This is a genomic window from Paenibacillus sp. 7523-1, assembly GCF_002276415.1.
GTDB classification, from domain to species: domain Bacteria; phylum Bacillota; class Bacilli; order Paenibacillales; family Paenibacillaceae; genus Paenibacillus; species Paenibacillus illinoisensis_A.
The window spans coordinates 205,117-230,926 of the sequence record NZ_NPBR01000013.1; the positions used below are offsets into that span (position 1 = coordinate 205,117).

The following is a 25,810-nucleotide window of genomic DNA, read 5'->3' on the forward strand; positions in this document are numbered from 1 at the left end:
ATTCAATTATTCAATAGGCTGTACGCTCATTCTATTTGTTTTTAGCGAATCTCAAAATGGCTTATGCGTACACCCGCAGACAATACAAGATAGATGTCTCGCTGACCTGCTGCGCCTTGAAGATCGGCTTTCACCGTAGACCATTGCTGTGCACCACTTTGTGCAATATCGATACGTCCTGCCAGCGTTCCATCCGCTGCATCCAGACGAACTTCCAGCACCGCACCTGGCTGTTCTGACGATACACGCGCTTCAATGGCTGCTGCATGAGCGCCCAGATCGGCGTCTTTGAAAGCAATCCATCCTTGTTCACCCGTCACGCGGACAGAAGTTCCACCTTCTTTGCTCTCATCCAGATCCACACCAAAGTAAGCATCATAATTCTCAGCACGGGTCGCGACGCTCAAATTACGGGCAGGGATCGTTTCACCATCAATCGTCAGATCAGCTACAAGCTGAATATCGGATGACGACTTGCCGACCATGATCGAATACGTTCCTGCTTCAACCACATAACGATCACGGGTGACATCCCAGATGGCCAGTTCCTGTACTGGCAAGTTGAAACTCACTTTTACGGTTGCGCCAGCTTCAACATGGAGACGACGGAATCCTTTTAACGTTTTGAGTGGACGTTTCACCCGGGATTTGCCGGCGCGTACATACAACTGTACCACTTCATCACTGGCAATGGTTCCGGTGTTGGTTACGTCGACGGTTACTTTGACCGTTCCTTCTGTTCCCGCTTGGTCAGGATTCAACTCCAGGTTGCTGTATTTGAACGCAGCATACGTTAATCCATGTCCGAATGGATACAGTACATTGCCTTCAAAATACTGATACGTACGTCCGGATTGGATGATGTCATAGTCCTTGATATCCGTTAACTGATCTGCGGATTGCACCCACGTCATGTTCAAACGGCCTGCTGGTGCGTAATCTCCGTAGAGCACGTCGGCGACAGCATTACCCAGTTCCTGTCCTGCATGGGAAGTGTACAATACAGCCGGGATGTTCTCTTGAACCCAATTGGATGTGAACGGGTAACTGCCCACAATAACCACAATGGTATTCGGATTGGCCGCATATACAGCTTCAACCAGACGTTGTTGGGATTCAGCCAGATCCAGGCTTGGACGGTCAATCTCTTCTTTCCCGTTCACAAGCGGATTGTTCCCGACAAATACAATGGCCGTTTCTGCTTCTTTCGCAGCTGCTACCGCTTCATCCAGCCCGTTCACAACGATGTCCTTCTTAAACGTCTCAGTCACGCCAAAAGACTTCAGCTCTTCTGACACGGCAAATGCGTCATTTCCGCCATTTGGCGCGGTTACCGTTTTGCCATTCCATGTTGTCAGACCAACACTGCCATCTTCCTGCGGAAGCAAGTGGAATACTTCCTTCACAAACCAGCCGTACACTTCATCTGCTGAAGCCGTTACCGATTCTTCGTCTGTAGTCAGATATTTGCCATTGCTTTCTGCCTGCAGAGTAAGACTTCCGAAGCCCCAATCCGTCAGCGTGAACGTCTCCGCTTCTCCCGAGGCAATGAGAGGTGATTTCTCGCCTTCGCCCAGTCCGATTGCTTTTCCATTCGCTACGGAAGTTAATGTAATCCGGTCATTTCCATCCTTGAACGCAACCTTATCGCTGCCTACCTTGCCGCTGATCGCCTCAAGCGGAGATACACTGTAAGGCATGGTGCCAGCATACCAGTCACGGTAAACGGTGCCGCCCAGCTGACCAATGACAGCCACTTTGCCTGATTTTGTTTTATCCAACGGCAGGGTGCCTTTAGCGTTTTTGAGCAGTACAACCTGTTCTCTTGCTGCTCTTAGCGACAGGGCCTTCGCCTTCTCTGTCATCATCGCTTCTTCGCCAATAGATGCATACGGATTGCCTTCAGCCGGATCGAACTCACCCAGACGGAAACGTACACGGAATGTATTGAACAATGCCTGGTCGATATCTTCCATTGTAAGTGTTCCTTGTTCAAGGCCTTCGCGCAGTGCTTGCTTGGACAGATCCGCATCATCGGTAATGCTGTCGATTCCCGCTTTTACGGACTCCACCGTGCCCGGTGTATGAGAATCATAGTACTTATGATCGTTCTTGATCCCCATCACATCACCTGCATCGCTGACAATGAAACCATCCATGCCCCACTCGCCTTTGACAATTTCGTTCACAAAAGGATGAAGCAGCGCCGGCGTGCCATTAATGGAGTTATACGCGGTCATCATCGACTGCGCTCCGCCTTCCTTGAACGGCTTCTCGAATGCTTTCAAATAATATTCACGCATATTGCGCGGATCAATGCTCGATGAGCCGCTTCCGCGATCCACTTCATTATTGTTGGCAAGGAAGTGCTTGAGCGTTGCAACAGCCTTGTAATATTTCGGATGATCTCCCTGGATCCCCTTAACCAGTGCTGTGGTAAGTTCGGCAGTCAGTTCCGGATCTTCGCCATAAGCCTCTTCATTGCGGCCCCAACGTGGGTCACGTTCCATATCTACTGTAGGTGCCCACAGAGTGAGACCATTCACAGCCGGATTGCGTTTGTAGAACACGCGCGCCTCGTCTCCGATGACAGAACCGATTTCTTTCATAAGCTCCGCATCCCATGTGCAAGCCAGTCCAACAGGCTGCGGGAAGGATGTAGCTTCCCCAAGCCATGCCAGGCCATGCGCGGCTTCTGTTCCGTGTTTATAAGCAGCAATACCCAGGCGCTCTACCGCTGGCTGGTATTGCAGCATGGATTCAATCTTTTCATCTTCCGTCAGACGGGATACCAGGTCCTTAACCCTTGCGTCCAGTTCGAGCGTTGTATCCTGAAATGGATATTTGGTTTGATTAGTCATGGGTTGAAATCTCCTTTATACTTCAGATCGTTTAATGGCTAATGATAGCGAATACATGAAATGTAATGAACACTGTGCACTTCAATAAATATTTGACTCGTTTTATATAAGTAAAAACATTGTTAAATCAGCATTTTCACATCTGTATATATTACCTTATTACATTTACTAAAACGGTTTCGATAATCCTATCATAATGCATGTCTGGCAAAAAAAACAGGGGTCCTCTCCAGGAAAATGTGAACAATGATTTGTAAAGTCTCTGCCACCTCGTTTTATTCGGACATAGTGTGGCAATCATGGATAGGAGTACATCCCCTTCGCGCTTGCCTGGGATACGAACCATTTAATTATAACCTGAAGAAAGATCAAGGAGGACAACCGAATGAGCAACAATCAACAGCCCCCGGCGGGCCTGCCCCCCATACCGGAATCGATCTGGAGGGCTACTCATAAATTTGATGCCTATCCGAAGCTTACTGAAGACATCACTGCAGATGTAGCCATTATTGGTGCAGGGATTGCAGGCATCACAACAGCCTATTTGCTTGCCCAAACCGGGATGCGTGTTGTGATGCTGGAAGCCGGGAAAGTACTCGATGGTACAACCGGACATACCACAGCCAAGGTTTCTGCGCAGCATGGGGTCATTTTCGATGAACTGCTTCACCACTTCGGACAGGAGCAGGCACGCATGTATTATGAAGGCAATGCTAATGCTGCCAATTGGATGCGCAATCTGGTGAAAGAAAAACAGATCGATTGCCAGTGGGCAGAGGAGGATGCCTATGTCTATATACAATCCGAAGATAACCTGAAAAAGCTGGAGATCGAGCTCACCGCTTACGGCAAGCTGAACATTCCAGGTCAGTGGGTCGATCCGCTTCCGATTCAAGTTCCATCGAGAGCAGGCATTAAGATGCCGGGTCAAGCCCGCTTTGACCCTCTCGCCTATTTACACCATTTGCTTGATTCTGCCGTTAAGCAGGGAGTACAGATCTATGAGCATACGACCGTCACCGACGTGGAAGAAGATGCATCACTTCATGTACGGACTTATGGTAATGGTCCATCCGTGACAGCAGAACATGTTGTTGTAGCCTCCCACTTTCCCGTGTATGACCCCGGCTTTTATTTCACAAGGTTGCACGCCGAGCGTTCTTATGCGGTTGCCGTAGAACCTCAAAAGCCCTATGCTGGCGGCATGTATATCTCGGATGATGAGCCAGCCCGTTCCCTTCGCAAGGTGATCCATGAAGGAAAGGAACTCATCCTTTTCGGCGGGGAAAACCATAAAACCGGACAAGGAATCTGCACCTATGGTCATTATGAACGCCTCGAGCGGTTCGCAGAGGAAACGTACGGCATCCGCAGCATTCCGTTCCGCTGGTCCGCCCAGGATCTGATATCCATTGATAAGGTTCCCTATATTGGACCGATTACCGGAAGGCATGAACGAGTTTATGTTGCTACCGGATTCGCCAAGTGGGGCATGACCACCGGAACGATGGCCGGACATATTCTGGCAGATCGTATCACCGGTCGTGACAATCCCCATGCCGCTGTCTTCGATCCAGCCAGATTCAAGACAGATCCAAGTGTGAAAAACTTTATCATCGAAAACGCAAATGTAGCGAAAGAGCTGATCTCTGGAAAAGTAGGCATCGTTCACAAGGACGTCAGCGAGATCGGCAATGACGAAGGTGCCGTTGTTCGTCATAACGGCAAACGTGCCGGTGCTTACAAGGACACCAGCGGCAAACTGTTTTTGGTCGATACAACCTGCACGCATCTGGGTTGCGAAGTGGAATGGAATGAAGGGGAACGCTCGTGGGATTGCCCTTGCCACGGTTCCCGCTTCGATTTTGCCGGCAAAGTCATTGAAGGACCGGCTGTCAAAGATCTTAAAGTGCTTGAAGCCACAGAATAAACAGAGTAGATTCAGTTTCCAGACCCGGGTAGGATTCCGTCTTCGGACGGAGGCATCCTACCCGGGTTTTACGTATGCTGTTCTTATGGGAAGTCAATCGAAGTTTACACCAACATCGGGTGTCTGTTCTTGAGCACAACCATGACACGGAACTATTTTTAAATCACTACCTTGCAATATACAGTACTGAATGGTATTATGATTTCACAACTACTGATCAATACACACTAGTGATTGAAGAAGGATTAAGGAGGAACCTGTGTGAACGTGAATATCCAGTTCAAAAAGGGAGTACTGGAGCTATGCGTCCTGGTGCTGATTAACCGCCAGGATCGGTATGGCTACGAACTGGCTCAGGCGGTTTCCAAACATATTGAAGTTGCCGAGGGTGCACTGTACCCATTACTTCGCAGACTTGTTCAAGACGGGTACTGCACCACCTATTTGCAGGAATCAAGCGAGGGTCCGCCCCGTAAATATTACAAGCTGTCAGACACAGGTCGTGACTACATGCAGGCACTGACTACGGAATGGAATGAATTTGTGCGCAACGTCGCAAATCTGATTGAGGAAGGAACCGATAATGAATAGACAACAATTTATGCAGGCCATGGAAATCCATCTGCGGCCGATGGAGCCTCAGGAACGGGCGGAGCTGCTCGCTGACTATGATCAGCACTTCGAGCTCGGGCTTCAGGAAGGAAGAACTGAAGAGGAGATCGCCCGCGAGTTAGGCCATCCGGAAGAGATTGCACGGGAAGCACTCGGTGCCCGCTATGACGTGAACACGCCGGGTTCCGATCCCTTCTACGCTCCGACTTATGGTGAAATGCGGCCGCCGAAGAACAGCAACCGGGCAGCTCGCAACTTTTTTACAGGTATTGGCCTGATTTTTCTGAACTTGATTCTGGGCATTCCTCTGGGGTTAACCCTCTGGTCGCTATGGCTCGCCATTGCCAGTGTGTCCCTGCTGGTATTGGCCCCGGTCGCAGCTGCGGTGGACTTCCTCTTCCTCAGTCAATTTGATAAGGCAGAACTGTTCGTGGCTATTGGAGCATTTGGTGTTGGGATTCTGTTCTTTTTGGCCGCAAAGCGAGTATTCAATGCCTTCAAGGCCGTCACGCTACAATACATTAGATGGAATAGTAAAACAATGAAAGGAGACGTTTCCGCATGAGTACAAAAAAGTGGTTGGCTCTGGCTGTCATCTGTATCGGAATAGGTTTGCTCGGAACGTCCATATATGGAGTTCAGTTCGGAGATGATCGGGAAGCTTACTCCAAACGGTGGGATTTCAAAAATGATGAGTTGCAAAATGTAATTATGGATGCCAATTTTAGCGCAGATATCGAATTCGTGGTCAGCCCGGATTCCAATGGTTATATTGAGGTAGACGGTAAATGGGACCCGGTCGTCATCCAAAGTTTCGAACAGGCCACGTTATCTGGCGGCACGTTCAAGCTGGCGCAGACACAACGTGAGCGAATACAGTTTTTCACCCTGTATTGGAGTGATCGGGATTCCAAAATCACCGTAGCCCTGCCTGAAGGTCACCAATTAAATGAGGTTAAACTCGATTCATCCTCAAGCGACTGGAAGTTGGCCGGTTTACATGCCAATCTGCTTGAGCTCAACAATACCTCGGGATCCATTCGTCTGGAAGATATATCGGCCCCACGTATTGATCTGGACCTCACTTCAGGGGACATCAAGGTATCAACTATCGATGGTGACATGACTGTAACTCAAACCTCCGGAAGCTTCACCGCAGATCAATTAGAAGGTAATGTTAACAGTAAAATAACATCAGGAGATGTAGAAATCACACAGTTAGATGGAGCAGCGAATATCCGCTTCACTTCTGGAAGTGTTCATATCGAACAGACCCATTCTGCAGCGATAGATGTGTCGGGACAATCAGGAGATGTTTTCATTCAAGCTGCACCCGATTTTGAAGGAATCTACGACGCTCGTGCCACTTCCGGAGATGTAAATGTACCGGAATCTACGATGAACAGCAAGGAAGTCATCAAGGCCCGTACCACCTCTGGCAGCATCCGTATCACCAAGTAGTGATGAAGCAAATATCAGAACTGTGGGTAATATAGTATAATCAACTGCCATTCCAACATATAAGGAGGAATTACCCACATGGAACTTAAAAATAAAACGGCTGTCATTACAGGAGCCGGTAAAGGTATTGGCCGCGCCATTGCCGAAGCACTTGCCAAGGAAGGTGTGCATCTCGGCTTGATTGCACGTACGGCTTCCGATCTGGAGGCCCTTCAGCTAACGTTAAGCGAGGCATATGGCATTAAAGTCACAAGTGCTGTAGCTGACATTTCTGATCGTACACAGGCAGAAGCAGCAGTAGCAGCAATAGAAATGGAGCTTGGTGCGGTTGACATCCTCATTAATAATGCAGGTATTGCCAGCTTCGGCACCTTGCTCGACATGGAGCCTGAAGAATGGGAGCGTATCCTGCTTGTCAACGTTATGGGTACATACTACGTAACACGTGCCGTCCTGCCGAGCATGATAAAGGAAAGCAGCGGCAGTATTATCAACATTGCTTCTACAGCAGGTGAACGTGGTTTTGCTACAGGTTCAGCATACTGTGCATCCAAGTTCGCACTGCTAGGGATGACCGAATCCCTGATGCAGGAAGTACGCAAATCCAACATTCGTGTAACGGCGTTAACCCCAAGTACAGTCAATACAGAGCTTGCTACCAATGCCGGATTGAAAATCGGAGACGAGGATCGCATGATGCAAGCGGAAGATGTAGCCGAGCTTGCCCTGGCAACACTTAAGCTCTCCGATCGTGTATTTGTCAAAGCTGCTGGAATCTGGACAACCAATCCGCAGTAACAGCATAAATAAATCTGGCCGCCCGGAAACCTCCTGGCGGTCTATTCATTTTGCCTATGAGGAGCTGCCACGCCCCTATTTGTCCCACAAACGGTCCAGATCCAGCTCTTTGGACACTGCGATTAACACGACTGCTGGCTCATCTCCAACATTCGTAACCTCATGAGGAACAATGGCATTCCAGCTAAACGAATCCCCCACTTCCAATATCTCAACGTCTTCACACTGTGCTGCACGAATCCTGCCCTGGAGGACCAGGTGACTCTCTTCCCCAGCATGCTTGTTAACCCCTGTGGAAACACCCGGCGGCAGTTCTACAATCGACATGCGCATGGCCCCTTTTGCCGTCAGATGCTGTACCTTGATTGAACCGCTCCCCGCAGTCGTTTCCTCCCGCTCATCCTTGCGCACCACATTCATCCGCTGTTCTGGTGTAAGCAGTAGGTAAGGCAGGGGAACCTCCAGATAATCCGCGATACTTTCAAGTGTAGCAATGGAAGGGGATGTCTTGTTATTTTCGACGTTGCTTATGAAGCCCTTTGACAACCCCGTTCCCTCGCACATTTGCATGATCGTAATCTGTTTCTGCTTCCGAATCGTACGAATGGCCAAACCGATATCCATAATGCTTCTCCTACCCTTCTCTTCCTAAATCCTCAGTCTGTCACACGGGGAGACTCATAATAAATGATCCGATTGCCAAACGGATCTGTCACGGTCATTTCCCTTAATCCCCAAGGCGTATCCGTAATCCCCGGCCTGGACTGTTTGTATTTTTTCTGATTAAGCCTGCCACAGAGTGCACCCAGATCATTCGTTTCTATTCGCAGCGCAGCTCCCGGAGTACAGTCGCCGTGATGCTCGGACAGGTGAAGAACAATGGAATCAAGCGATATCTGCATATATAAGGGCATCCCCTCTTCAAATCGATGCTCCCAATCTACGACAAACTCCAAGTAGTCGACGTAAAACTCTTTGGCCTTATCCTCATCAAATATTCTCAAAATAGGCACGATCCCTTGCAGCATCCTGATCACATCCTCGGAATTATTATGAAAATCACAATCAGCAACGTTTTTTAGTATTTAATTAGATATTCTAATACGTAACATATTTTCATAATACAAAAAAAATATTGACCCTACAATGGATCCATGATAAATTTTGTTCATCAATAAGAATATTTATTTCATATTAGTGAACTATTATCATATCACTTTCTTCAGGCGGTGATTCCAATGAATACCTCATTTACTTATGAAGTTCGATTGCCTTCGGATTACCATACAGATCAGCAATATCCCGTTATTTTCGCCCTCCATGGCATGGGTTCGGACGAGCAGGATATGCTTCGTCTAATGGAACCCCTGCAATCTGATTTTATTATCATAGCTGTTCGGGGGCCCCTTGTTCAGGGTAGCGGTTATGCCTATTTTCAAATTAAAAGCATTGGTAATCCTGTTCGTGAGCTGTTTGACGCTTCGGTTCAAGGCTTGCATCAGCTGATCGGAGATTTGTCCTCTGAATATGCCATTGACCCGGCTCGGCGTTATATTGCAGGATTCAGTCAGGGTGCTATTATGGCGATGACGCTCTCCTTGATCATGGACGATGCTATCAAAGGAATCGTAGCCATGAGCGGATACATTCCGCAATTTGTAAAAGACGAATACCCAATAGAGCCTGGAACAGCGTTATCCGTATTTATCTCCCATGGAGACCAGGATCACATGTTTCCCCTGCAGTTGGGTGAAGACAATGCGAATTATTTCCGTGAACATGCTCGAAGTGTAACTTACGTTCCTTATCATGGCGGACATCACGTCACCGCAGAGCTTCACGATCAATTCCAATTATGGCTTCGCAGCGATGCTGAACTGGCTGCCGTCAATACGAAAGGACTGAATGCACAATGATGCCATCCTTCTTTATCGCACATGGTGCGCCTTCACTTGCACTGGAGGAGAATGTTTATACCGAATTCCTGCAAAAACTCGGACAGGAACTGCCGAAACCGCGAGCCATCGTTTTATTCTCCGCCCATTGGGAGTCTGCAACTCAACTTGTATCCTCTACGGCTCAATATGAGACAATCTATGACTTTGGTGGTTTCCAGCCGGAACTGTATCAGATCAAATATCCGGCTCAAGGGCACGCAGAGACAACGGCAGATGTTCTTCGTCTGCTCAAGAAAGCTGGCATTCCCGCTGAGGCTGATTCCGTGCGCGGGCTGGATCACGGTGCCTGGGTTGTTCTTCGCTTGCTCTACCCGGATGCGGATATCCCGGTCATTGCGCTTTCCGTGAATCGCTACTTGACGAATGAGCAGCAGTATCAGATCGGTCAAGCCCTTGCTGCACTTCGCGAACAGGATATCCTTGTGATTGGCAGCGGCGGCACAGTCCACAATTTGCGCCAGCTGAACTGGGAAAGTAACGGCGTGGACTCCTGGGCCATGGAGTTTGACCAATGGCTGGAGGACAAGCTTGTCCAGTGGGATACGGAAGCCCTCTTCGCTTATGACAAGGTCGCACCATCCGCTTGTGCTGCTGTCCCTACACCAGAGCATTTTGTTCCCCTGCTGCTGGCTATGGGAGCTGGCGATCAGACCAAGAAGGCATCCCTGTTATTCAAAGCATATCAATACGGCAATCTAAGCTTGTCCTGCTGGAAGTTTGAATAAAAATTTTAAGCAGGAGTATTCATCGCTGAACGCAAGGAATACATCAATCGGCACTCCCTGGGAGTGCCTTTTTTCATGCCTATTGTATGAATTGAATATCTACGATTCCTCCTTATTCAAGATCTTAAAATTTGTCCATATTATAATATGGCCTTTTTTGCATAATGCTGGGATATGTAAAGCAGGTTATAATAACATTTAGTGGTAATGCACAAGATGTAACTAAGAATCTTAAATTTTACACCTATCAAATCTTCTGGGAGGAACAATCAACGTGGCTGATCAAGCAAAGTCAGAGAGCTTTATGTCTCTCGTCAAAAAGGGGAATACGTCCTCGGCTGTAGCTATGGCAGGTAATGCCGTACTTGCATTGTGCAAAGGAGGAGCCTTTCTATTCAGTGGCAGTGGGGCCATGTTTGCCTCAGCCATGCACTCGCTCGCCGATGCCATCAATCAGGGGTTCGTCTTTGTCGGAAGTGTGTTATCCGAGAAAAAACCGACACGCCGCTTCCCGACCGGTTTTGGACGGGTCATCAACATCTTCTGTATGATTGCCGTCATCGTGGTTACGATTATGGCTTATGAAACGATCCATGAAGGCATTCATCTGCTGCAGCACCCTGCGGGTCATTCAGGCGGACTCTGGATCAACATCGGCGTACTCATCTTGAACATTGTGATTGATGGTGCCATTCTGATTAAAGCGATGAAGGAAATTCTCGTGGAAGCACGTGCGCCCAAGGCTTCCGGTTTCTCCCTTGTTCCGGCAGCGATCAAAAACGTAGGACGCGCTGCACCGCCGACACGCCTTGTGTTCTACGAAGATGTGGTGGCTGTACTCGGAGCTACACTTGCCCTCGTCTCTGTCGTTGTTATTGCATTGACCAATTTCGCATTGCTGGATGGCATTGTGACTACCCTAATCGGCTGTCTGATGATTGCTGTAGCCTTCCGCGTCGGATATGACAATATGATTGGACTCATTGGTGTAGCTGCACCACAGGATATCGAGGACAAGGTGTCCCAAACGATCTTGGCAGACTCCCATGTGGCCGATATCCAGATGATGCGTATTATCCAGGAAGGCCGTTATTATCATGTTGAAGGACTGATTGAGCTGACCAAAGGCCTGTCCTTGGCCGATGCCGATGATATCAAGTTCCGTATTCAGGAGAAATTGATGACCAATCCGGATATTGCCGATGCAGCCATTTCCATTATCGAAGATGATGGTGTGAACAGCTGGGGCAAGAAACATTCGGACGTTGTAAAATAACGCCTTTTTATTGTATATCCAAAGTGAGCAAGCCCACTCTTCGGAGTGGGCTTGCTGCATGTTCAACGAATAATCTTCAACCATTGTCTTTGGATAAGACTTTAATTGGAATAGTAGAATTAGTGCCTAACGCCGGGATTGGTACCTTATCATCTCTTTCCCTGTTTGGCTCCCATTTCCTCGATTTTCCCCAGCCATTTCCTCCGGAATGCTTCGGTAGACCCCTTGATCGGACTAATCTCCGTAACCCGTACCGGGGATACACCAGAGAATTTCAATATATTTGAACTCATGACCCGGTGCCCGGCTTGCCTGTAGATCAATCGGTAATACCAGCGGGGTGTATCCATCGTCACGATGAGCTGTGCGGACTTTCCCTTTAACAATTTGTCCCACAGGGGCGAGCCTTCCCGGTATCTCATGGCAAACCCCGGCAGGAATACCCGGTCGAAAAACCCTTTCAGAACAGCTGGCATCGCCCCCCACCACAACGGATACACAAACACCAAATGATCGGCTTGACGGATCAATTCCTGGGCTTTGACCAGATCCTCCTCAAGTTCGGTCCGCTTACGATAACCGTATTTAAGGTTCGGATTAAATTCCATTTGGCTCAAATCAAGCAAATTCACGTCACTGCCGGATTTCCGGGCGCCTTGGATATAAGCATCGGATAACGCTCTACAATAGCTCTCGGGATCCGGGTGGCCGTTAATCACCAGAATATTAGATTTCATACTTAGGTTCCTCCTGTATAATAAATGAAAGCCGAAGAAGCTGGCGTATCCCCATCATAAAGTGACTTTACATCTAAACAAATGATCGAGGGCGCCGAAAATGTTGCTAATTCGCGCAAATGGAGGTACATGAACAACCACAATATCGGAGTATCCATATCCTTGCTTTATCCAATTATGAAAACTCTTGTTCACAAAGGGTTTGAACCCGAAGCATTTTTCAAATATGCCGATTTCGATTCGGCTGTCCTGGAACATGCCGACGCCCGAATTCCGGTTGAGGAACTGGAACGAATAATGCAGCAAGCTTCTGCATATTCAAACGATTTGTATTTTGGCCTCAATCAGGGTCTGCTGCTCGACTTCGCAGATCTGGGCCTTCCCGGTTACATGATGATGCATTCCCAGACCATTGGTGATGCCCTCGCCGCATATCAGCGATATAACATCATTCTGTACAGCGGCTTCAATCTCGATTGGGAGATTCAGGGACAGGATGTGGTCCTTCGTCTGTTTTTGCAATCGCCGCAGCAGATGTCCCGTCATTGTGTGGAAGACATGGCCGTATCTGTTATGTATCTGATCCGCAAGCTGGCGAATCGTCCGGTAGAGGTAAAAGAGGTCCGTTTTAGCCATGAAGCTCCGGATAATTCAGGAAATCTCAGCCCATATGTTGACATGTTCGGCGTGGTTCCCCAATTCGGGGATCCCCATAATCTGCTGCGTCTGCACAAAGACATTCTCCGTCAGCCTGTGCTCTATTCGGATGCCAAAATGCTGCAGGTATTTGAAACGATGGCCGAGAAAAGCAAGGATCTGCTGCAGCCTTCTCATACGTTCTCTGGCAAGGTCAGCCGCTGGCTGATCGACAGCCTTCCGGCCTCCTTCCCCACATTACAACACACCGCAGAACATCTCGGCGTGAGCATTCGCACACTTCAAAGCAGGTTGCGTGAAGAAGGTACGACGTACCATGAAATCTCCGTTCAGGTACGGAAGAAGCTTGCCCTGAATTATTTGCAGGAAGGACAGTATTCTGTCGGTGAAATTGCCTATGCCCTTCATTTTTCAGAGCAAAGTGCGTTTCAGAATGCTTTCAAAAAATGGACTGGACAGACGCCGGGACAATATCGAGCGGGTCTGACCTGAATCCTTTATAGGCACCTGTGCAGGAAACACACGGGTTAAGGCCTGATGATGAAAGTCACCCTGTGGTTCCTACCTAGACTTAAGTCTAGGTTCTTTTTAACGCCAAAGACCGAGGATGGAGAATTCCAGTTCATGGTATGCTGTGTGTAACGAGAAAAAGAATTACATATCTGTTCGGAACGACGCTAATGAAACGATGAAAAGGAGAGATATCATGGCTAAACGTACGATCCTGGCGCCTGTACTCATTTTGCTGGGCGTGTATCTGATTCTGAACCAGGGAGGTTCACTCGGTCCGGGTACGATCTTTGCCAACTTCTGGCCTACCCTGTTCGTCATCCCGCTCGGCCTGTTCTTTCACTGGCTGTACTTCTCCATGATTGGCAGAGGGGTGGGCTTGCTTGTACCGGGCGGTATTTTGCTGACTGCCGGCGTAGTTAGCCAGATCGCCATGCTCTTTGGTAACTGGGGCACGATGTGGCCTGGCTTTATCCTTGCGGTTGCTGTAGGTTTGTTTGAATTGTACTGGTTTGGCGGACGAAACAAGTGGCTGCTCATTCCCATCAACATCCTGACGGTGATCTCGCTGCTCTTCTTCACGGTGATGTCCATCGGTTCGATGCTGAGCAGCATGTCCTTCATTCAGCCATTTGTGGCCATTGTGCTTATTATGGGCGGGGCTTGGTTAATCGTGGGCCGCAAAAGAAACATGTAGGGATATAAGTTTATTACACTAGGCCACTCCGATGACAGAACAACTTCCGATCGCTGTTATTCCCGGATTTCCTTGATTCCCCCTTCGACAGGGAGAAATCCGGGAATAGCTTATGCTTCCGAAGTAGCTTTCTATCAGAAAGCTTTTAGGCGAGCGCTTCACTTCTCCAGTTTGTCTGTCCTCTCCGTTCCGTGTAATCCGAAAGTTCATCTTATATACCAATAGCAAGTACATTTTGCTCTAAAGGTAAGGGTAAGAGAAAACCCCGATCATCCTGGAATGGATGATCGGGGTTTTGACTTTATAAAGCACATTCAAGTATGCAGCTCATGCGGCATCTGTTATGCCGATCAGTGTTATTTGCTGTGCATTTTAAACTCAAGGAACAGGTCGTTATAATGCGAAAGCATTTTTTTACCCAGATTATCGTACACTTCCAACTTGCTTGTCAGTGAATCATCCGGATAGAACCGCTCATCACTGGAGATATCCTCTGACAGCAGTTTGAGCGCCTCAGCGTTTGGTGTGGAATATCCGACATATTCGGCATTACGTGCGGCATGATCAGGGTCCAGCATAAAGTTGATAAACTGGTGTGCTCCTTCAATATTGCTTGCCGTCTTCGGAATGACCATGTTATCGAACCAGAGGTTCGATCCTTCCTCAGGCACCACGTAATCGAGCTTGTCGTTCTCATCCATAATCTCCGAAGCGTCTCCAGACCAGACGAGTCCAACCGCCGCTTCCTCATTGGCCAGCAGCATTTTGATCTCATCACCGACGATGGCTCTGACGTTAGGCGTCAGGGTAGACAGTTTCGCCAGTGCCTCCTGAAGATGGTCTTCATTGGTGTCATTCAGGGAATAATGCAGACTGTTTAGTCCCATCCCGATGACTTCACGGGCACCATCCAGCAGCAGAATTTGATTTTTCAGACGCGGGTCCCACAGGTCATCCCAGCTCTCAAACGTCAATCCGTCAACCAGCTCAGGATTGTAGACAATCCCCACTGTTCCCCAGAAGTATGGAATCGAATACTGATTGCCTTCGTCAAAGGACAAGTTCAGGAAATCAGGATCTATATTGTCCAGATTGGTTAATTTGCTGTGATCAAGTGGAACGAGCAGGTTCTCTTCTTTCATTTTGCTAATCGCATATTCGGAAGGAATCGCTACGTCAAAGGTTGTTCCTCCCTGCTCAATCTTGGTGAGCATCGCTTCATTGGAGTCAAACGTCTGGTAGATGACCTTGATGCCAGTCTCTTCCTCAAACTCCGCCAGCAGATCCGGGTCGATATAATCGCCCCAGTTGTAGATGGTCAGCGTATTGCCGCCCGAGTATCCCTGACTCTTGTTGAGATAGGAGGCCAGGATCATGAGGGCAAAGGCTGCCACAAATACAATCGCAAATGTCCGTACCAGTTGCTTCATGGACGCAGCCCCCTTCCGGCAGGTGTCCGTGCAGCACGGCGGTTAATGAAGTAATAGCCAATAACCAGCAGCACCGTTAGCAGGAAGAGCAGTGTCGACAGTGCGTTAATGGACAACGATACACCCTGTCTCGCCCGGGAATAGATCTCTACGGATAGCGTCGAGTACCCGTTCCCCGTTACAAAGAATGTTACCGCGAAGTCATCCAGGGAGTACGTCAGCGCCATGAAGAATCCGGCAAAAATCCCCGGTTTAACGTATGGCAGTACTACACGTGTGAGGATCTGCCATGAGCCTGCGCCCAGATCGCGTGCCGCATCCATCAGCGTTGGGCTCATCTCCTGCAGTTTTGGCAGCACCATGATGACAACAATCGGCACACTGAACGCGATATGGGACAGTAGGACCGATGTGAAGCCCAGCTTGATCCCGATCATGGTGAACAAAATCAGGAAGGATGCACCGATGATGACATCCGGGCTTACGATCAATACGTTATTGAGAGATAACAGCGTATTCTTGGTCCGTTTACGCCGCACATGATAGATCGCGAGCGCACCGGCCACGCCAAGGATCGTCGAGATGGCCGAAGACAGCAGCGCAATAATAAAGGTATTCAGTACAATGATCAGCAGCCGGGTATCGGCAAATACTTCCCTGTACCATTCCAGCGTAAACCCTTCAAAATTACGCATGTGACCGCCGCTGTTGAAGGAATAGAAGATCAGGTACGCAATCGGTGCATACAGGATCGCAAAGACGACAGCCAGATAAACGTTAGACAGCTTTCCGTTTCTTCCCATTACGCACCTCCTTCTTCCCTGATCCGGTCAGAAACATAATGATCGCCATCGCAATAATCAAAAAGACGGCAATCGTCGACCCCATTCCCCAGTCCTGAGTGACGAGGAAATGCTGTTCAATGGCTGTACCCAGCGTAATAACCCGGTTACCCGCGATAAGGCGGGTGATCATGAACAGGGACAGCGCAGGGATAAATACAGCCTGACATCCCGATTTGACTCCAGTGAGCGTCAGCGGGAAGATGACCCGGCGAAATGTCAGCCAGGATGAAGCCCCGAGATCCCGCGCCGCATAGATCAGCGAAGGGTTCATCTCTTCCAGCGCGTTGAAGATCGGCAGAATCATGAACGGGATGAAGATGTACACCGAAACGAAGATAAAGCTGAAATCGGTGAACAAGATCTGCTGTGAACCGATGCCAATCACCTCAAGCAAGGAATTGGTCAAGCCGTATGTTCCGAACAGGCCGATGAAGGCATAGGCTTTTAACAACAGATTGATCCAGCTAGGCAAAATGATAAGCAGCAGCCACAGCTGCTTATGCTTCGTCCGGGTCAGCAAGTATGCCGTCGGATACGAAACCAACAGGGCAAACACCGTAATCAGCAGCGCATACCAGAATGAACTCAGTGTCATCTGCATATACACGGGCGTGAAGAAGCGGGCATAGTTGCCAAACGTGAAATTGCCCTCTACATCAAAGAATGAATAATAGACAACCAGCAGTACCGGAGCGACAACGAACAGCACCATCCATAATACATATGGAATCAGATACGCATTGCGTGTACTCGCCTTACTCTGCATGGATGGCCTCTTGATAGGCTTCGAGTCGTTTGTCGAATTCCTCTTCGGTCTCGTTGAAGCGCATGACGTGAATGGCTTCCGGATCAAAATACAACCCGATACGTTCACCCACGACTGCTTTCTTCGTGGAATGTACCAGCCATTCATTCCCTGCATCGTCATAACTGGAAATCTCATAATGCACCCCGCGGAACAGCTGGGAGTCGACATTGACCTTCAGCTTGCCCTGATCCTCGGTCGTAATCTCCAAATCTTCCGGCCGGATCACGATCTCAACTGGCTCGTTAGGCTGCAATCCCTGGTCGACACATTCATACTGTGCACCAGCGAATTCCACCACGAAGTCCTGTTTCATCTTGCCGGATACGATGTTCGATTCACCGATAAAGTCGGCCACAAAACGGTTAATCGGTTCATCATAGATGTCATTCGGCGTACCGCTCTGCTGAATTACGCCGCCATTCAGAACGAAAATCTCATCCGACATGGCCAGTGCTTCCTCCTGGTCATGCGTAACGAAAATAAACGTAATGCCCAGGCGCTGCTGCAGCTCACGCAGCTCGTACTGCATTTCGGTCCGGAGCTTCAGATCGAGTGCGGACAACGGCTCGTCCAGCAGCAGGATCTCAGGCTCATTGACAATCGCACGTGCAATGGCGACACGCTGACGTTGTCCACCGGACATTTCGCCAATCTCGCGGTTTTCATAACCGGACAGGTTGACGAATTTGAGGGCTTCCAATACTTTGCTGCGTATTTCAGCCGTTTTCATCTTTTTAATCCGCAAACCGAAAGCCACGTTCTCAAATACATTCAAATGCGGAAATAACGCGTAATCCTGAAATACGGTATTCACCTGGCGCTGGTGGGCAGGAACACGGTTGATCAATGCTCCGTTAAAATAAATGCTGCCCTGAGTCGGCTCCGCAAAGCCGGCGATCAGCCTCAATATCGTCGTTTTGCCGCAGCCCGAAGGGCCAAGCAGCGTATAAAATTTACCCCGCTCAATCTCGAAGCTGACTTCCTTCAATACGGCTTCATCCTGATCGTATTGCTGGGTCACCCGGTCGAACCGGATAATTGGTTGTTGATCTGACATGTTTCATCTCGCCCCCTTAAACTTGAGGTACAACTTATCCTGTACACTTTCTATAATCACATCATTATTACAAATCCCATCTATTATATATGATTCAGCTATATCCGCAATGGTTTTGATGTAAACGCAGTATGTCTTTTCTTCTTATTTTCACAAATCCTGCATACATTACGTTTATATGTCGATATCTACGCATCCTATAAGGCGATTGGAGGGTTTTTGAGCTTACCTGAGTTCGTAGGAAAGGAGTCTTCGAACGTGGACATTCGCCGTAACCTGCCTTTGCTGATGATCATTTGTTTTCTTAGTCAGATGGGCGGTTTCATGATCCTCCCCCTGTTTCCTTTATTTATTGAGGAATTCGGCCTGTCCGGCTGGCTGATGGGGGTTATTTTTGCACTCTTTTATGTTGGAAAAGTCATTGGAGGGGTTCCGGCTGCAGCACTCTACCGCAAACTGGGAGGTCAACGGGCGTTAATCGTCATGCTGCTCATTCTCGCCGTCTGTATGGGTGGCTTCGCAATCTCTTCTGCTGCACTTCTGTTTGGTTTGCTGCGGCTGCTGCAGGGGCTCGCTTCCACTGGACTCACCGTCATTGTCCGGTCCATCATCGGGGATGGGGGCAATGCGGATAACCGCGGTCTGTACAATGGATATATCAGCAGCAGTGAAGGCGGAGGCATGGTGCTTGGGCCGGTGATTAGCGGCTGGCTTGCGCTGCACTGGCCGTTATCGGTTCCATTTCTGCTCGTTACGCTATGCTGCCTGATCGCCATGGGAACGGCTATGGGGATCAAGAACAGGCCAGAATCTAAACAGATGTTTACAACCGACGAGCGCGAGCAGATGCCAGAACTGGACTCAGGGGCAGACCCAGACATTCGGATAAATCATGCCCATGAGAATAAACGTCTCCCTTCGGCATCTAAGGATACCGCCATCAACGATATTGCAGTGCACGATACAGTTGCTGCTTCTCCAACACCTAGTGCTCCCGACCATATCCATGCAGGATCTCGGACAAGGTTGACCCTACGACAGCAGTTAATCGGTTACGGTACGGTACATTTCCTCGAGATGAGTGCCTATGCGGTATTTCTGACGTACTTCGCTCTCTATGCAGCCCACATGATGCATTGGGACCCATTTGCGACCAGCCTGGCTTTTACCGTGGCAGGGATCTCCACGCTCGCTGCTGCACCCGTAGCCGGTTATCTATCCGATCGCATGGGTGACCGACTGCTGCTCTGCATGCTCGGCATGCTGATGATCGGCATTGAAGTGGTTGTTTTTCTAAGCACCTCTTCTTATGCGTGGGTTTACATGGGCATGCTGATTGGCGGGGTTGGCGGTGCCTGTTACATGGATTCCTTTTTCGCTCATATCGGGGACCACATCCCTGATGCAGGCAGAAGCGAGGCCATTGGCAAAATCGTCTCTGGGGCGGAGATCGGCTCCATCATTTCTCCTCTGATTGCTGCGCTGCTTGTAGAGTACGTTTCGCTCTACGCCGTGTTTGTATTCAATCTGGTGCTGATCGTTGCTGCTATTGCCGTTCAGGCAGTGATGCGGAGCCGGTACAGAGCGAAACAGGGGTAACGTACAAAAACCGCTCACATGAGTGGGCGGTCCTTATCCTTTTATTTTCTTCCTATTAAAGAGACGATATGTTGAGCATTTTCTTGAATTTTTCTTTTTAAGTATGGGTCTGTCTTGTCAGGTAATTCTGTTGGTTTGTAAAACTTCGCTTCTAAAACTTCTACGCCATCGGGCTTAGGTTCACCTTCAAATTCTGTACAAACGTATCCAATGACCACATTATGATATTCATGCCCGTTTCTTAACTTCGTATATAATTCTTTACCGGAAAAGACGCCGAATAGCTCCAGTTTCTTTATTTTTATCCCAATCTCTTCTTGAACCTCTCTCATCGCTGCCTCTTCTACAGACTCTCCCAACTCCATGAATCCACCGGGCAATCCCCAAGTATCATCATTATGCCGAACTAACAGAATTTCACCAGCCCTATTCAAAATCAGAATACTCGGTCTCACCAAAATTACAGGAGCATTGCCAACCAAGCCCCTCAATGTCTCAATGTAACCCATGGATTATCCCCTCCTATGTGGATTCATGACTCATTATAGAAGAGTTTTATCTATCCATATAGAGAAAGATTCCCCTTAACCTTTTCCTATTTTGCAGACCTTAAGCTGATGGAAAAAGAAAAAAAACCGCTCGCACATCTAGTGTGCAAACGGGCATCTCATGGATGAATCTCCAGCCTGTGGCCGATGGTGATTGACATCTGTATTCTGTTGTTCAACATTCTCTGGTTCAGCACCAGATGATTCTCCATCTAATGTATACGCTGATTCCTGACGAAAAAAGTTCGGCTTCACGATTTCATTGCGATAGGAGCTGTGGAAAATATGCGTCGTTGCCGGAGAAACAGGCGGAATCAGCCAAACCCAGTCTCCAGTCAGCTCACGTCCTGCCTTTGCCTCCCTCTGCTCAAACAAAGCAAATTGCGCCGCCGCCGTATGGTGATCCACCATGCTGACACCTGCTTTCTTGAAGGAATGCAGTACGGCTACATTCAATTCAACAAGCGCACGATCCTTCCATAGCGTCGTTTCGCTGGATGTGTTCAGTCCGAGTGCTGCCGCCACTGCAGGCAGTTTATTGTAGCGGAAAGTGTCCGCCAGATTACGTGCGCCAATTTCCGTCTCCATATACCAGCCGTTAAACGGCGCGGCCGGATAAGAGATGCCTCCAATCTCAAGCCGCATATCCGCAATCATCGGTACACCGTACCAACGCATGCCGAGTTCGGCAATTTCAGATCGCTCGGGGTGTTCAATGTTCACTTCTACAAGGTCCTCATGGGGTACAGCGTACCACTCGGGAGCTTGCCCTTGCGCCTGAATAATGAGCGGTAATACATCGTAATCTCCCCCTGTCCCTTGCCAGCCAAGTGACATGGCCGCCTTGGTCAGTTCCATGGATGCAGGATCTCCAATGATCCCTTGTTCCGTCTCGTATCCGGCATAACGGATAAGCTGGTGATTCCAGATCCGCACAGGAGCTCCACTTGGCCCATTTGGCGGAAGAATCGTAATCATGGGGATAATCTTACCCCCATTGGATGCCAGTCGGATGTGATTCATTACGGCCTCCGCAGCAGTTCCGGCTGTGTCTGCATGACGCGCATCCACAATCCGCAGCTTGTCCCAGAACAATCGTCCGATACAGCGGTTGCTGTTCCGCCATGCCATTTTGCAGCCGTGCTCCAGTTCTTCGGTCGTATGCACATAAGTGCCCGTATCTTCAATATCCTGATGAATAGCAATAAGCCGGGCCTTCGCGTCTTCTCGCGAATGGCCCAGCTCTTCATAACATGTATATATAAACCGTTCAGCTTCTCCCTGCAATGGATCCAGGTCTGTCCGCATCATTCATTCCACCAATCTGTCCATCTCGAATGCCACTATTATACGGCAAGCACACCGGATTTGTAAGCGAACGGGGACTTTGTTCACGGACTCTACATATCGTTGTCAGGATGCGGGTTATCTTAGCTTATTTGCCCAGAAATGCGTTTAACATCCAGATTTCTTTGTCCAATGCCGCTGTGAATCCAATCAGCATATCTTCCGTAGCGTTATCCTCTGCTTCTCCTGCTGCATGGATGCCTTGCTTAATCACTTCTACCATGGTGTGCAGATCGGCAACCACCGACTCTACCATACGCTCAGCAGACAACTGTCCCTGTGCCTCATCAACTGGAGACAAACGAAGCTGTTCAGACATCGTAGCTACCGGACGTCCACCAATAGCAAGCAAGCGTTCTGCGACTTCATCCATGTTCGCTGTAGCCAGGTTATACAGTTCTTCGAATTTGGCGTGCAGTGTGAAGAAATGTGGTCCTTGAACATACCAGTGGAAATGGTGCAGTTTCGTATACAATACGGACCAGCCTGCAATCTGGCGGTTCAGGACCTCTTGCAATGCTGCGGTATGGTTGGCAATAGTGTTCATTGATGTTTGAATTGTACTCATGGATAGGTTCCCCTCTCATATACAATATAATGTGATTTTAATTCAAGAGATTCTGATTCTTCGTTGCACTCTTTAATTTAGACTTAATCTAAATCTTGTTTTAATTATAACACCACCTATCTACTTTGTGAAGGCTTTAGCCTGCTCTTCCAAATGAAGATTCCATGAAGTTCCACTTCATCTTCCTATAAAAGTGAGATCTTGCTGCTTGTCAGAGTACACACCGCATTTATACCTCGGATTCACTTGATGTGCAGCGATTATCCTCACATTGTCCACAATCTAAAAAGCCCTGTTGCCTACCTTAGTATGGCAAACAGGGCTGCAAAACACACAATCTCTCTTTATTGTAGAACAAATTCGGATGTAAGAATGCGAGTTATTTCATTATAATCTTTTGCCACATGATGGGGCTGATGATCGGATTCTGGCAGAGCATTCCGATGGTTGAACCAGATGACATTCCATCCGGCGTTTACCGCACCTACTACATCATTACGCCAGGAGTCCCCGACATAATAACTGGAACGAGCAGCCGTGCCTGTCTGTTTATTCACATGTTCAAACAATTGCCGATCCGGCTTGGCATACCCGAGGGTTCCTGAGATGAAGATTCGCTCCTCCGGGACGAGGTCAAACACCTTCAGCGCTTCGAGCTTGCGTCTCTGATGTTCCCCCTCACCATTCGTAATAAGTCCTACAACGTGTCCGTCTGCCATAAGGCTCCTCATCAGATCATAAGCACCATCAAATGGCTGAATCTGAAACTGTCTGCTCAGATACTGCGCTTGCAGTGCTTCAGCCTGTCCTTCAATTAAGGGTACCCCGAACTCCTTCATCGTCAGTTCAAATCTGCGTCTGCGCATCCGTTCTACGGCTTCTGCTTCCGGAACGGCAGAGAGACCCTCCTGATCGGACAACCAGTCGCTGTAGTAGCGGAATCGGTGATAAACATCGGCATAAGGAACATCAACGGCTAGACCAAGAACCTCCTGCAATGCTCCTCTAAGGGGCTCCAAGTGGTCATACAATGTATCATCTACATCAAAAAATATGGCCTTTTGAGTTTGGTCTTTGGATATCATAATGGTCCTCCTTCTCTATCTTCAATGAAGTGAGTTATAGTTCATTCATAAAATCAATAAAATATTAGAATATTATGGGGACAAACTTTAATAAATGATACAATAACTTTTTAACAAATCTGCAAGGAGGCAGCCAAACTGCATGACATTCTCCACATACCCGAAAGAAAAGAAACAACATAATATTTATAGCTTAGTCCTAAATCTCATTTTTTTCGTGATTACTGCATTTATACTAGTCTACGCCTATTATACTTACGATGCCAAACCCTCTTCCAGCTATCTGTTAATCGTAATCCCGATGTCGGGGTGTGCAATAAGGTCAGTGTACCACGCAGTAAAGCTCATAAAAATGAAGGAGCGTAAAAATGAACATTGAACGTGGAAAAGAAAGATCGATGCTTATCTCGCCTTAAACCAACAGCAAAAAAGGTAGCTATACTGCACTCTTTCTACAGTATACCTACCTATTCATGTTCTTCAATTGAATGAACTATCCATTCACTCTACAACCAACGGTACAACCCTGCCTGCATTCACATCAATCAAACCGTGATCTGTAATTTTCAGCGCAGGGCTCACTGCAAGGGAATGGGTGCTGATCGACATGATCGGGTTATAGTGAACATAACCAAGAGAGAGCATCGCTGCCCGCAATTCCTTCACTTGATGAGACACAACCGCAAGCGGTTCTTCTGTCAAAATACCGCCTACAGGCAGTTCCAGATGGGACAGTACTTTGCCATCCTCTACCACACAGAAGCCACCCTGGCTCGAAATGACCGTGTTAGCCGCCAGAATCATATCTTCACGGTTGCGGCCAACGACCAGAAGGTTGTGGTTATCATGTGAATATGTCGTTGCGATGGCTCCCCGTTTAATCGTATCTCCACCGATCAAGCCATGTGCACGATTACCGTTCACACCATATCGTTCAAAGGTAGCAATCTGTCCGTATCCACTATCTTCCCACTCAAGTTCCCCACTCGATGCCTGAACCTCTGCGATATGTTCTTCCACAAAGGTCGAGCCGTCCTTCACCATCATTACACGGCAGTTGAATGAATCTTGTTCCGCCTGATTAGCAGTATCCCTAACTTTGGGATCGCTCAATGAAATCGTGAAGTCCTCTGCTGTCAGCTTGTCCAATTGCACACTGTTATAGAAATGGTGCGGGAACTGCCCCGTCATCCGTTCCTGCTTATACGGTTCGTAGTCGTCATAAGCTTTCCGGCCATTTTTGTACACTTGATCAATCGCCAATGTTTCCAGATTCGATATGAGAACGTAATCTGCCACCTTGCCTGGGGCGATGCTGCCCCGATCCGTCATTTTCATTCGGGATGCTGGTGTAGACGTTGCTGCATAGATGGCATCCTCCGGACGCATGCCCATCTGAATGGCCTTACGCACAATATGATCCAGATGACCTCGTTGGATGAGGGAGTCCGGCATAACGTCATCCGTCACGAAGCAGAAATGCTGAGCCACATCATGCTGAATTAGGTATTCCATAACTTCAGGGGTCATCGATTTCTCCTGGATCTCAATGAACATGCCTGCTGAAATCCGCGCCTGCAGTCCTTCAATGCTCTGATGGGTATGATCCGAGTCCACACCTGCATAGATCAATCGGTGCAGGTCCAGCCCTAGCAATTTCGGTGTATGACCTTCAATCACGAGATCCGGATAATTTCGGCGAATATGCTGGAGAATCTGGTTGGTCTTACATTCCGGATCACGGATGACATCCACGTAGTTCATGATTTCACCCAGACAGATGATCTCTCCGGTTGCGAGAAGTACATCCATATCTTCGATCTCAATAGATCCGCCCGTTGTTTCCATCGGCGTTGCCGGAACGGAGCTCGGGATGGCATAGAACATGTTGACCGTGGTCTCCCGACTCGCAGCCATCATCTCCTGTACACCTTCCAGTCCGAACACATTTGCCATCTCATGCGGTTCCGCTACAATGGACGTTACTCCGCAGCGAATCAGGCCATGGGAAAAGGTAGTCGGCGTCACCATGGTACTCTCAATGTGCAGGTGAATATCGATCAGGCCAGGAATCATGTATCTTCCCCGCGCATCGATCACTTCGTCTGCCTGAATCAGTTCAGGACCGCCGGGTCCGACATACATGAATCTGCCGTCAAGTACAGCGACGTTATTCAATTCAAACCGTTTATAATAACTGTTATACACATTTACATTCACAATCAGTTGATCTGCACGCATGGGGCATAATCTCCTTCTTTTGAGCATGCTGCATATCCAATCATGCAGCATGCTGCCTTT

Annotated in this window: 24 protein-coding genes; 11 read left to right on the plus strand and 13 right to left on the minus strand. The window is 48.4% G+C overall.

Going from position 1 to position 25,810, the window contains the following annotated elements:
* Positions 1-41 precede the first annotated feature (41 nt).
* Positions 42-2,861: a glycoside hydrolase family 3 C-terminal domain-containing protein gene (locus CHH60_RS15995; RefSeq protein WP_095360072.1), complete on the minus strand. Its 2,820-nt coding sequence runs from the start codon at positions 2,859-2,861 to the stop codon at positions 42-44.
* Between the two features lie 385 nt (positions 2,862-3,246).
* Between CHH60_RS15995 and CHH60_RS16000 the strand changes: the two genes are divergently transcribed.
* The 5 genes from CHH60_RS16000 (at position 3,247) to CHH60_RS16020 (ending at position 7,662) form a co-directional block, all read left to right on the plus strand.
* The gene (locus CHH60_RS16000) at positions 3,247-4,791 is read left to right on the plus strand and encodes an FAD-dependent oxidoreductase (protein ID WP_095360073.1); all 1,545 of its coding nucleotides are present in this window, start codon (positions 3,247-3,249) and stop codon (positions 4,789-4,791) included.
* 261 nt (positions 4,792-5,052) lie between these two features.
* Positions 5,053-5,382, plus strand: coding sequence for a PadR family transcriptional regulator (locus tag CHH60_RS16005; RefSeq protein WP_095360074.1), 330 nt, complete (start codon positions 5,053-5,055; stop codon positions 5,380-5,382).
* The gene (locus CHH60_RS16010) at positions 5,375-5,968 is read left to right on the plus strand and encodes a DUF1700 domain-containing protein (RefSeq protein WP_095360075.1); all 594 of its coding nucleotides are present in this window, start codon (positions 5,375-5,377) and stop codon (positions 5,966-5,968) included. Before CHH60_RS16005 ends, CHH60_RS16010 begins: the two co-directional genes overlap by 8 nt.
* Positions 5,965-6,864, plus strand: a complete 900-nt coding sequence (locus tag CHH60_RS16015; RefSeq protein ID WP_095360076.1) for a DUF4097 family beta strand repeat-containing protein — start codon at positions 5,965-5,967, stop codon at positions 6,862-6,864. Before CHH60_RS16010 ends, CHH60_RS16015 begins: the two co-directional genes overlap by 4 nt.
* 78 nt (positions 6,865-6,942) lie before the next feature.
* A complete protein-coding gene (locus CHH60_RS16020) occupies positions 6,943-7,662 on the plus strand; it encodes a 3-ketoacyl-ACP reductase (RefSeq protein WP_095360077.1) in 720 nt (239 codons plus the stop codon).
* Between the two features lie 75 nt (positions 7,663-7,737).
* On the opposite strand, the gene CHH60_RS16025 is transcribed toward CHH60_RS16020, so the two are convergent.
* Together CHH60_RS16025 and CHH60_RS16030 are read right to left on the minus strand one after the other, a co-directional pair.
* Positions 7,738-8,286, minus strand: coding sequence for a helix-turn-helix domain-containing protein (locus CHH60_RS16025; protein ID WP_095360078.1), 549 nt, complete (start codon positions 8,284-8,286; stop codon positions 7,738-7,740).
* A gap of 32 nt (positions 8,287-8,318) precedes the next feature.
* A complete protein-coding gene (locus CHH60_RS16030) occupies positions 8,319-8,690 on the minus strand; it encodes a glyoxalase superfamily protein (RefSeq protein ID WP_095360079.1) in 372 nt (123 codons plus the stop codon).
* A 210-nt stretch (positions 8,691-8,900) separates the two neighbouring features.
* On the opposite strand from CHH60_RS16030, the gene CHH60_RS16035 reads away from it, so the two are divergent.
* The 3 genes from CHH60_RS16035 to CHH60_RS16045 all read left to right on the plus strand — a co-directional run bounded on the left by CHH60_RS16035 (position 8,901) and on the right by CHH60_RS16045 (position 11,621).
* Positions 8,901-9,578: an alpha/beta hydrolase gene (locus tag CHH60_RS16035; RefSeq protein ID WP_095360080.1), complete on the plus strand. Its 678-nt coding sequence runs from the start codon at positions 8,901-8,903 to the stop codon at positions 9,576-9,578.
* Entirely contained in the window at positions 9,575-10,345 is a 771-nt protein-coding gene (locus CHH60_RS16040) for a DODA-type extradiol aromatic ring-opening family dioxygenase (protein ID WP_095360081.1), read from the plus strand. Before CHH60_RS16035 ends, CHH60_RS16040 begins: the two co-directional genes overlap by 4 nt.
* A gap of 304 nt (positions 10,346-10,649) precedes the next feature.
* Positions 10,650-11,621, plus strand: a complete 972-nt coding sequence (locus tag CHH60_RS16045) for a cation diffusion facilitator family transporter (protein ID WP_095360325.1) — start codon at positions 10,650-10,652, stop codon at positions 11,619-11,621.
* A gap of 149 nt (positions 11,622-11,770) precedes the next feature.
* Here the strand turns inward: CHH60_RS16045 and CHH60_RS16050 are convergent, their stop codons facing one another.
* Complete coding sequence (locus tag CHH60_RS16050; RefSeq protein ID WP_095360082.1) at positions 11,771-12,358, minus strand: NAD(P)H-dependent oxidoreductase; 588 nt, start codon at positions 12,356-12,358, stop codon at positions 11,771-11,773.
* A 129-nt stretch (positions 12,359-12,487) separates the two neighbouring features.
* Here CHH60_RS16050 and CHH60_RS16055 point away from each other — a divergent pair, with 129 nt between their 5' ends.
* Together CHH60_RS16055 and CHH60_RS16060 are read left to right on the plus strand one after the other, a co-directional pair.
* Positions 12,488-13,507 (plus strand): AraC family transcriptional regulator, encoded by a 1,020-nt coding sequence (locus CHH60_RS16055; RefSeq protein WP_095360083.1) that lies wholly within the window; start codon positions 12,488-12,490, stop codon positions 13,505-13,507.
* A gap of 214 nt (positions 13,508-13,721) precedes the next feature.
* A complete protein-coding gene (locus tag CHH60_RS16060; RefSeq protein ID WP_095360084.1) occupies positions 13,722-14,222 on the plus strand; it encodes a hypothetical protein in 501 nt (166 codons plus the stop codon).
* 356 nt (positions 14,223-14,578) lie between these two features.
* Here the strand turns inward: CHH60_RS16060 and CHH60_RS16065 are convergent, their stop codons facing one another.
* Genes CHH60_RS16065 through CHH60_RS16080 form a run of 4 tightly spaced genes read right to left on the minus strand, consistent with a single transcriptional unit; the run spans position 14,579 to position 18,362 of the window.
* Complete coding sequence (locus CHH60_RS16065; protein WP_095360085.1) at positions 14,579-15,652, minus strand: ABC transporter substrate-binding protein; 1,074 nt, start codon at positions 15,650-15,652, stop codon at positions 14,579-14,581.
* The gene (locus tag CHH60_RS16070) at positions 15,649-16,455 is read right to left on the minus strand and encodes an ABC transporter permease (protein ID WP_095360086.1); all 807 of its coding nucleotides are present in this window, start codon (positions 16,453-16,455) and stop codon (positions 15,649-15,651) included. Before CHH60_RS16070 ends, CHH60_RS16065 begins: the two co-directional genes overlap by 4 nt.
* Positions 16,430-17,263 (minus strand): ABC transporter permease, encoded by an 834-nt coding sequence (locus CHH60_RS16075; protein WP_095360087.1) that lies wholly within the window; start codon positions 17,261-17,263, stop codon positions 16,430-16,432. The genes CHH60_RS16070 and CHH60_RS16075 overlap by 26 nt, the downstream gene beginning before the upstream one ends.
* Positions 17,253-18,362: an ABC transporter ATP-binding protein gene (locus CHH60_RS16080; RefSeq protein ID WP_095360088.1), complete on the minus strand. Its 1,110-nt coding sequence runs from the start codon at positions 18,360-18,362 to the stop codon at positions 17,253-17,255. Before CHH60_RS16080 ends, CHH60_RS16075 begins: the two co-directional genes overlap by 11 nt.
* Before the next feature lie 258 nt (positions 18,363-18,620).
* Between CHH60_RS16080 and CHH60_RS16085 the strand changes: the two genes are divergently transcribed.
* Positions 18,621-19,961, plus strand: coding sequence for an MFS transporter (locus tag CHH60_RS16085; RefSeq protein ID WP_095360089.1), 1,341 nt, complete (start codon positions 18,621-18,623; stop codon positions 19,959-19,961).
* 41 nt (positions 19,962-20,002) lie between these two features.
* Here CHH60_RS16085 and CHH60_RS16090 read toward each other — a convergent pair whose 3' ends face one another.
* The 5 genes from CHH60_RS16090 to CHH60_RS16115 form a co-directional block, all read right to left on the minus strand.
* Complete coding sequence (locus CHH60_RS16090) at positions 20,003-20,470, minus strand: NUDIX hydrolase (RefSeq protein WP_095360090.1); 468 nt, start codon at positions 20,468-20,470, stop codon at positions 20,003-20,005.
* A 138-nt stretch (positions 20,471-20,608) separates the two neighbouring features.
* Positions 20,609-21,817, minus strand: a complete 1,209-nt coding sequence (locus CHH60_RS16095) for a nitric oxide synthase oxygenase (protein WP_095360091.1) — start codon at positions 21,815-21,817, stop codon at positions 20,609-20,611.
* A gap of 127 nt (positions 21,818-21,944) precedes the next feature.
* A complete protein-coding gene (locus tag CHH60_RS16100; protein WP_441339396.1) occupies positions 21,945-22,424 on the minus strand; it encodes a Dps family protein in 480 nt (159 codons plus the stop codon).
* A gap of 344 nt (positions 22,425-22,768) precedes the next feature.
* A complete protein-coding gene (locus tag CHH60_RS16105; RefSeq protein WP_095360092.1) occupies positions 22,769-23,509 on the minus strand; it encodes an HAD family hydrolase in 741 nt (246 codons plus the stop codon).
* 501 nt (positions 23,510-24,010) lie between these two features.
* Positions 24,011-25,750, minus strand: a complete 1,740-nt coding sequence (locus CHH60_RS16115; protein ID WP_095360094.1) for an adenine deaminase — start codon at positions 25,748-25,750, stop codon at positions 24,011-24,013.
* Between the last annotated feature and the right edge of the window lie 60 nt (positions 25,751-25,810).

What these genes read in the sequence shown, in the direction of transcription:
- CHH60_RS15995 (WP_095360072.1), bottom strand. Translation starts at nt 2,861, where the DNA reads ATGACTAATCAAACCAAATATCCATTTCAGGATACAACGCTCGAACTG.
- CHH60_RS16000 (WP_095360073.1), top strand. Translation starts at nt 3,247, where the DNA reads ATGAGCAACAATCAACAGCCCCCGGCGGGCCTGCCCCCCATACCGGAA.
- CHH60_RS16010 (WP_095360075.1), top strand. Translation starts at nt 5,375, where the DNA reads ATGAATAGACAACAATTTATGCAGGCCATGGAAATCCATCTGCGGCCG.
- CHH60_RS16015 (WP_095360076.1), top strand. Translation starts at nt 5,965, where the DNA reads ATGAGTACAAAAAAGTGGTTGGCTCTGGCTGTCATCTGTATCGGAATA.
- CHH60_RS16020 (WP_095360077.1), top strand. Translation starts at nt 6,943, where the DNA reads ATGGAACTTAAAAATAAAACGGCTGTCATTACAGGAGCCGGTAAAGGT.
- CHH60_RS16025 (WP_095360078.1), bottom strand. Translation starts at nt 8,286, where the DNA reads ATGGATATCGGTTTGGCCATTCGTACGATTCGGAAGCAGAAACAGATT.
- CHH60_RS16030 (WP_095360079.1), bottom strand. Translation starts at nt 8,690, where the DNA reads ATGCTGCAAGGGATCGTGCCTATTTTGAGAATATTTGATGAGGATAAG.
- CHH60_RS16035 (WP_095360080.1), top strand. Translation starts at nt 8,901, where the DNA reads ATGAATACCTCATTTACTTATGAAGTTCGATTGCCTTCGGATTACCAT.
- CHH60_RS16040 (WP_095360081.1), top strand. Translation starts at nt 9,575, where the DNA reads ATGATGCCATCCTTCTTTATCGCACATGGTGCGCCTTCACTTGCACTG.
- CHH60_RS16045 (WP_095360325.1), top strand. Translation starts at nt 10,650, where the DNA reads ATGTCTCTCGTCAAAAAGGGGAATACGTCCTCGGCTGTAGCTATGGCA.
- CHH60_RS16050 (WP_095360082.1), bottom strand. Translation starts at nt 12,358, where the DNA reads ATGAAATCTAATATTCTGGTGATTAACGGCCACCCGGATCCCGAGAGC.
- CHH60_RS16055 (WP_095360083.1), top strand. Translation starts at nt 12,488, where the DNA reads ATGAACAACCACAATATCGGAGTATCCATATCCTTGCTTTATCCAATT.
- CHH60_RS16060 (WP_095360084.1), top strand. Translation starts at nt 13,722, where the DNA reads ATGGCTAAACGTACGATCCTGGCGCCTGTACTCATTTTGCTGGGCGTG.
- CHH60_RS16065 (WP_095360085.1), bottom strand. Translation starts at nt 15,652, where the DNA reads ATGAAGCAACTGGTACGGACATTTGCGATTGTATTTGTGGCAGCCTTT.
- CHH60_RS16070 (WP_095360086.1), bottom strand. Translation starts at nt 16,455, where the DNA reads ATGGGAAGAAACGGAAAGCTGTCTAACGTTTATCTGGCTGTCGTCTTT.
- CHH60_RS16075 (WP_095360087.1), bottom strand. Translation starts at nt 17,263, where the DNA reads ATGCAGAGTAAGGCGAGTACACGCAATGCGTATCTGATTCCATATGTA.
- CHH60_RS16080 (WP_095360088.1), bottom strand. Translation starts at nt 18,362, where the DNA reads ATGTCAGATCAACAACCAATTATCCGGTTCGACCGGGTGACCCAGCAA.
- CHH60_RS16090 (WP_095360090.1), bottom strand. Translation starts at nt 20,470, where the DNA reads ATGGGTTACATTGAGACATTGAGGGGCTTGGTTGGCAATGCTCCTGTA.
- CHH60_RS16095 (WP_095360091.1), bottom strand. Translation starts at nt 21,817, where the DNA reads ATGCGGACAGACCTGGATCCATTGCAGGGAGAAGCTGAACGGTTTATA.
- CHH60_RS16100 (WP_441339396.1), bottom strand. Translation starts at nt 22,424, where the DNA reads ATGAGTACAATTCAAACATCAATGAACACTATTGCCAACCATACCGCA.
- CHH60_RS16105 (WP_095360092.1), bottom strand. Translation starts at nt 23,509, where the DNA reads ATGATATCCAAAGACCAAACTCAAAAGGCCATATTTTTTGATGTAGAT.
- CHH60_RS16115 (WP_095360094.1), bottom strand. Translation starts at nt 25,750, where the DNA reads ATGCGTGCAGATCAACTGATTGTGAATGTAAATGTGTATAACAGTTAT.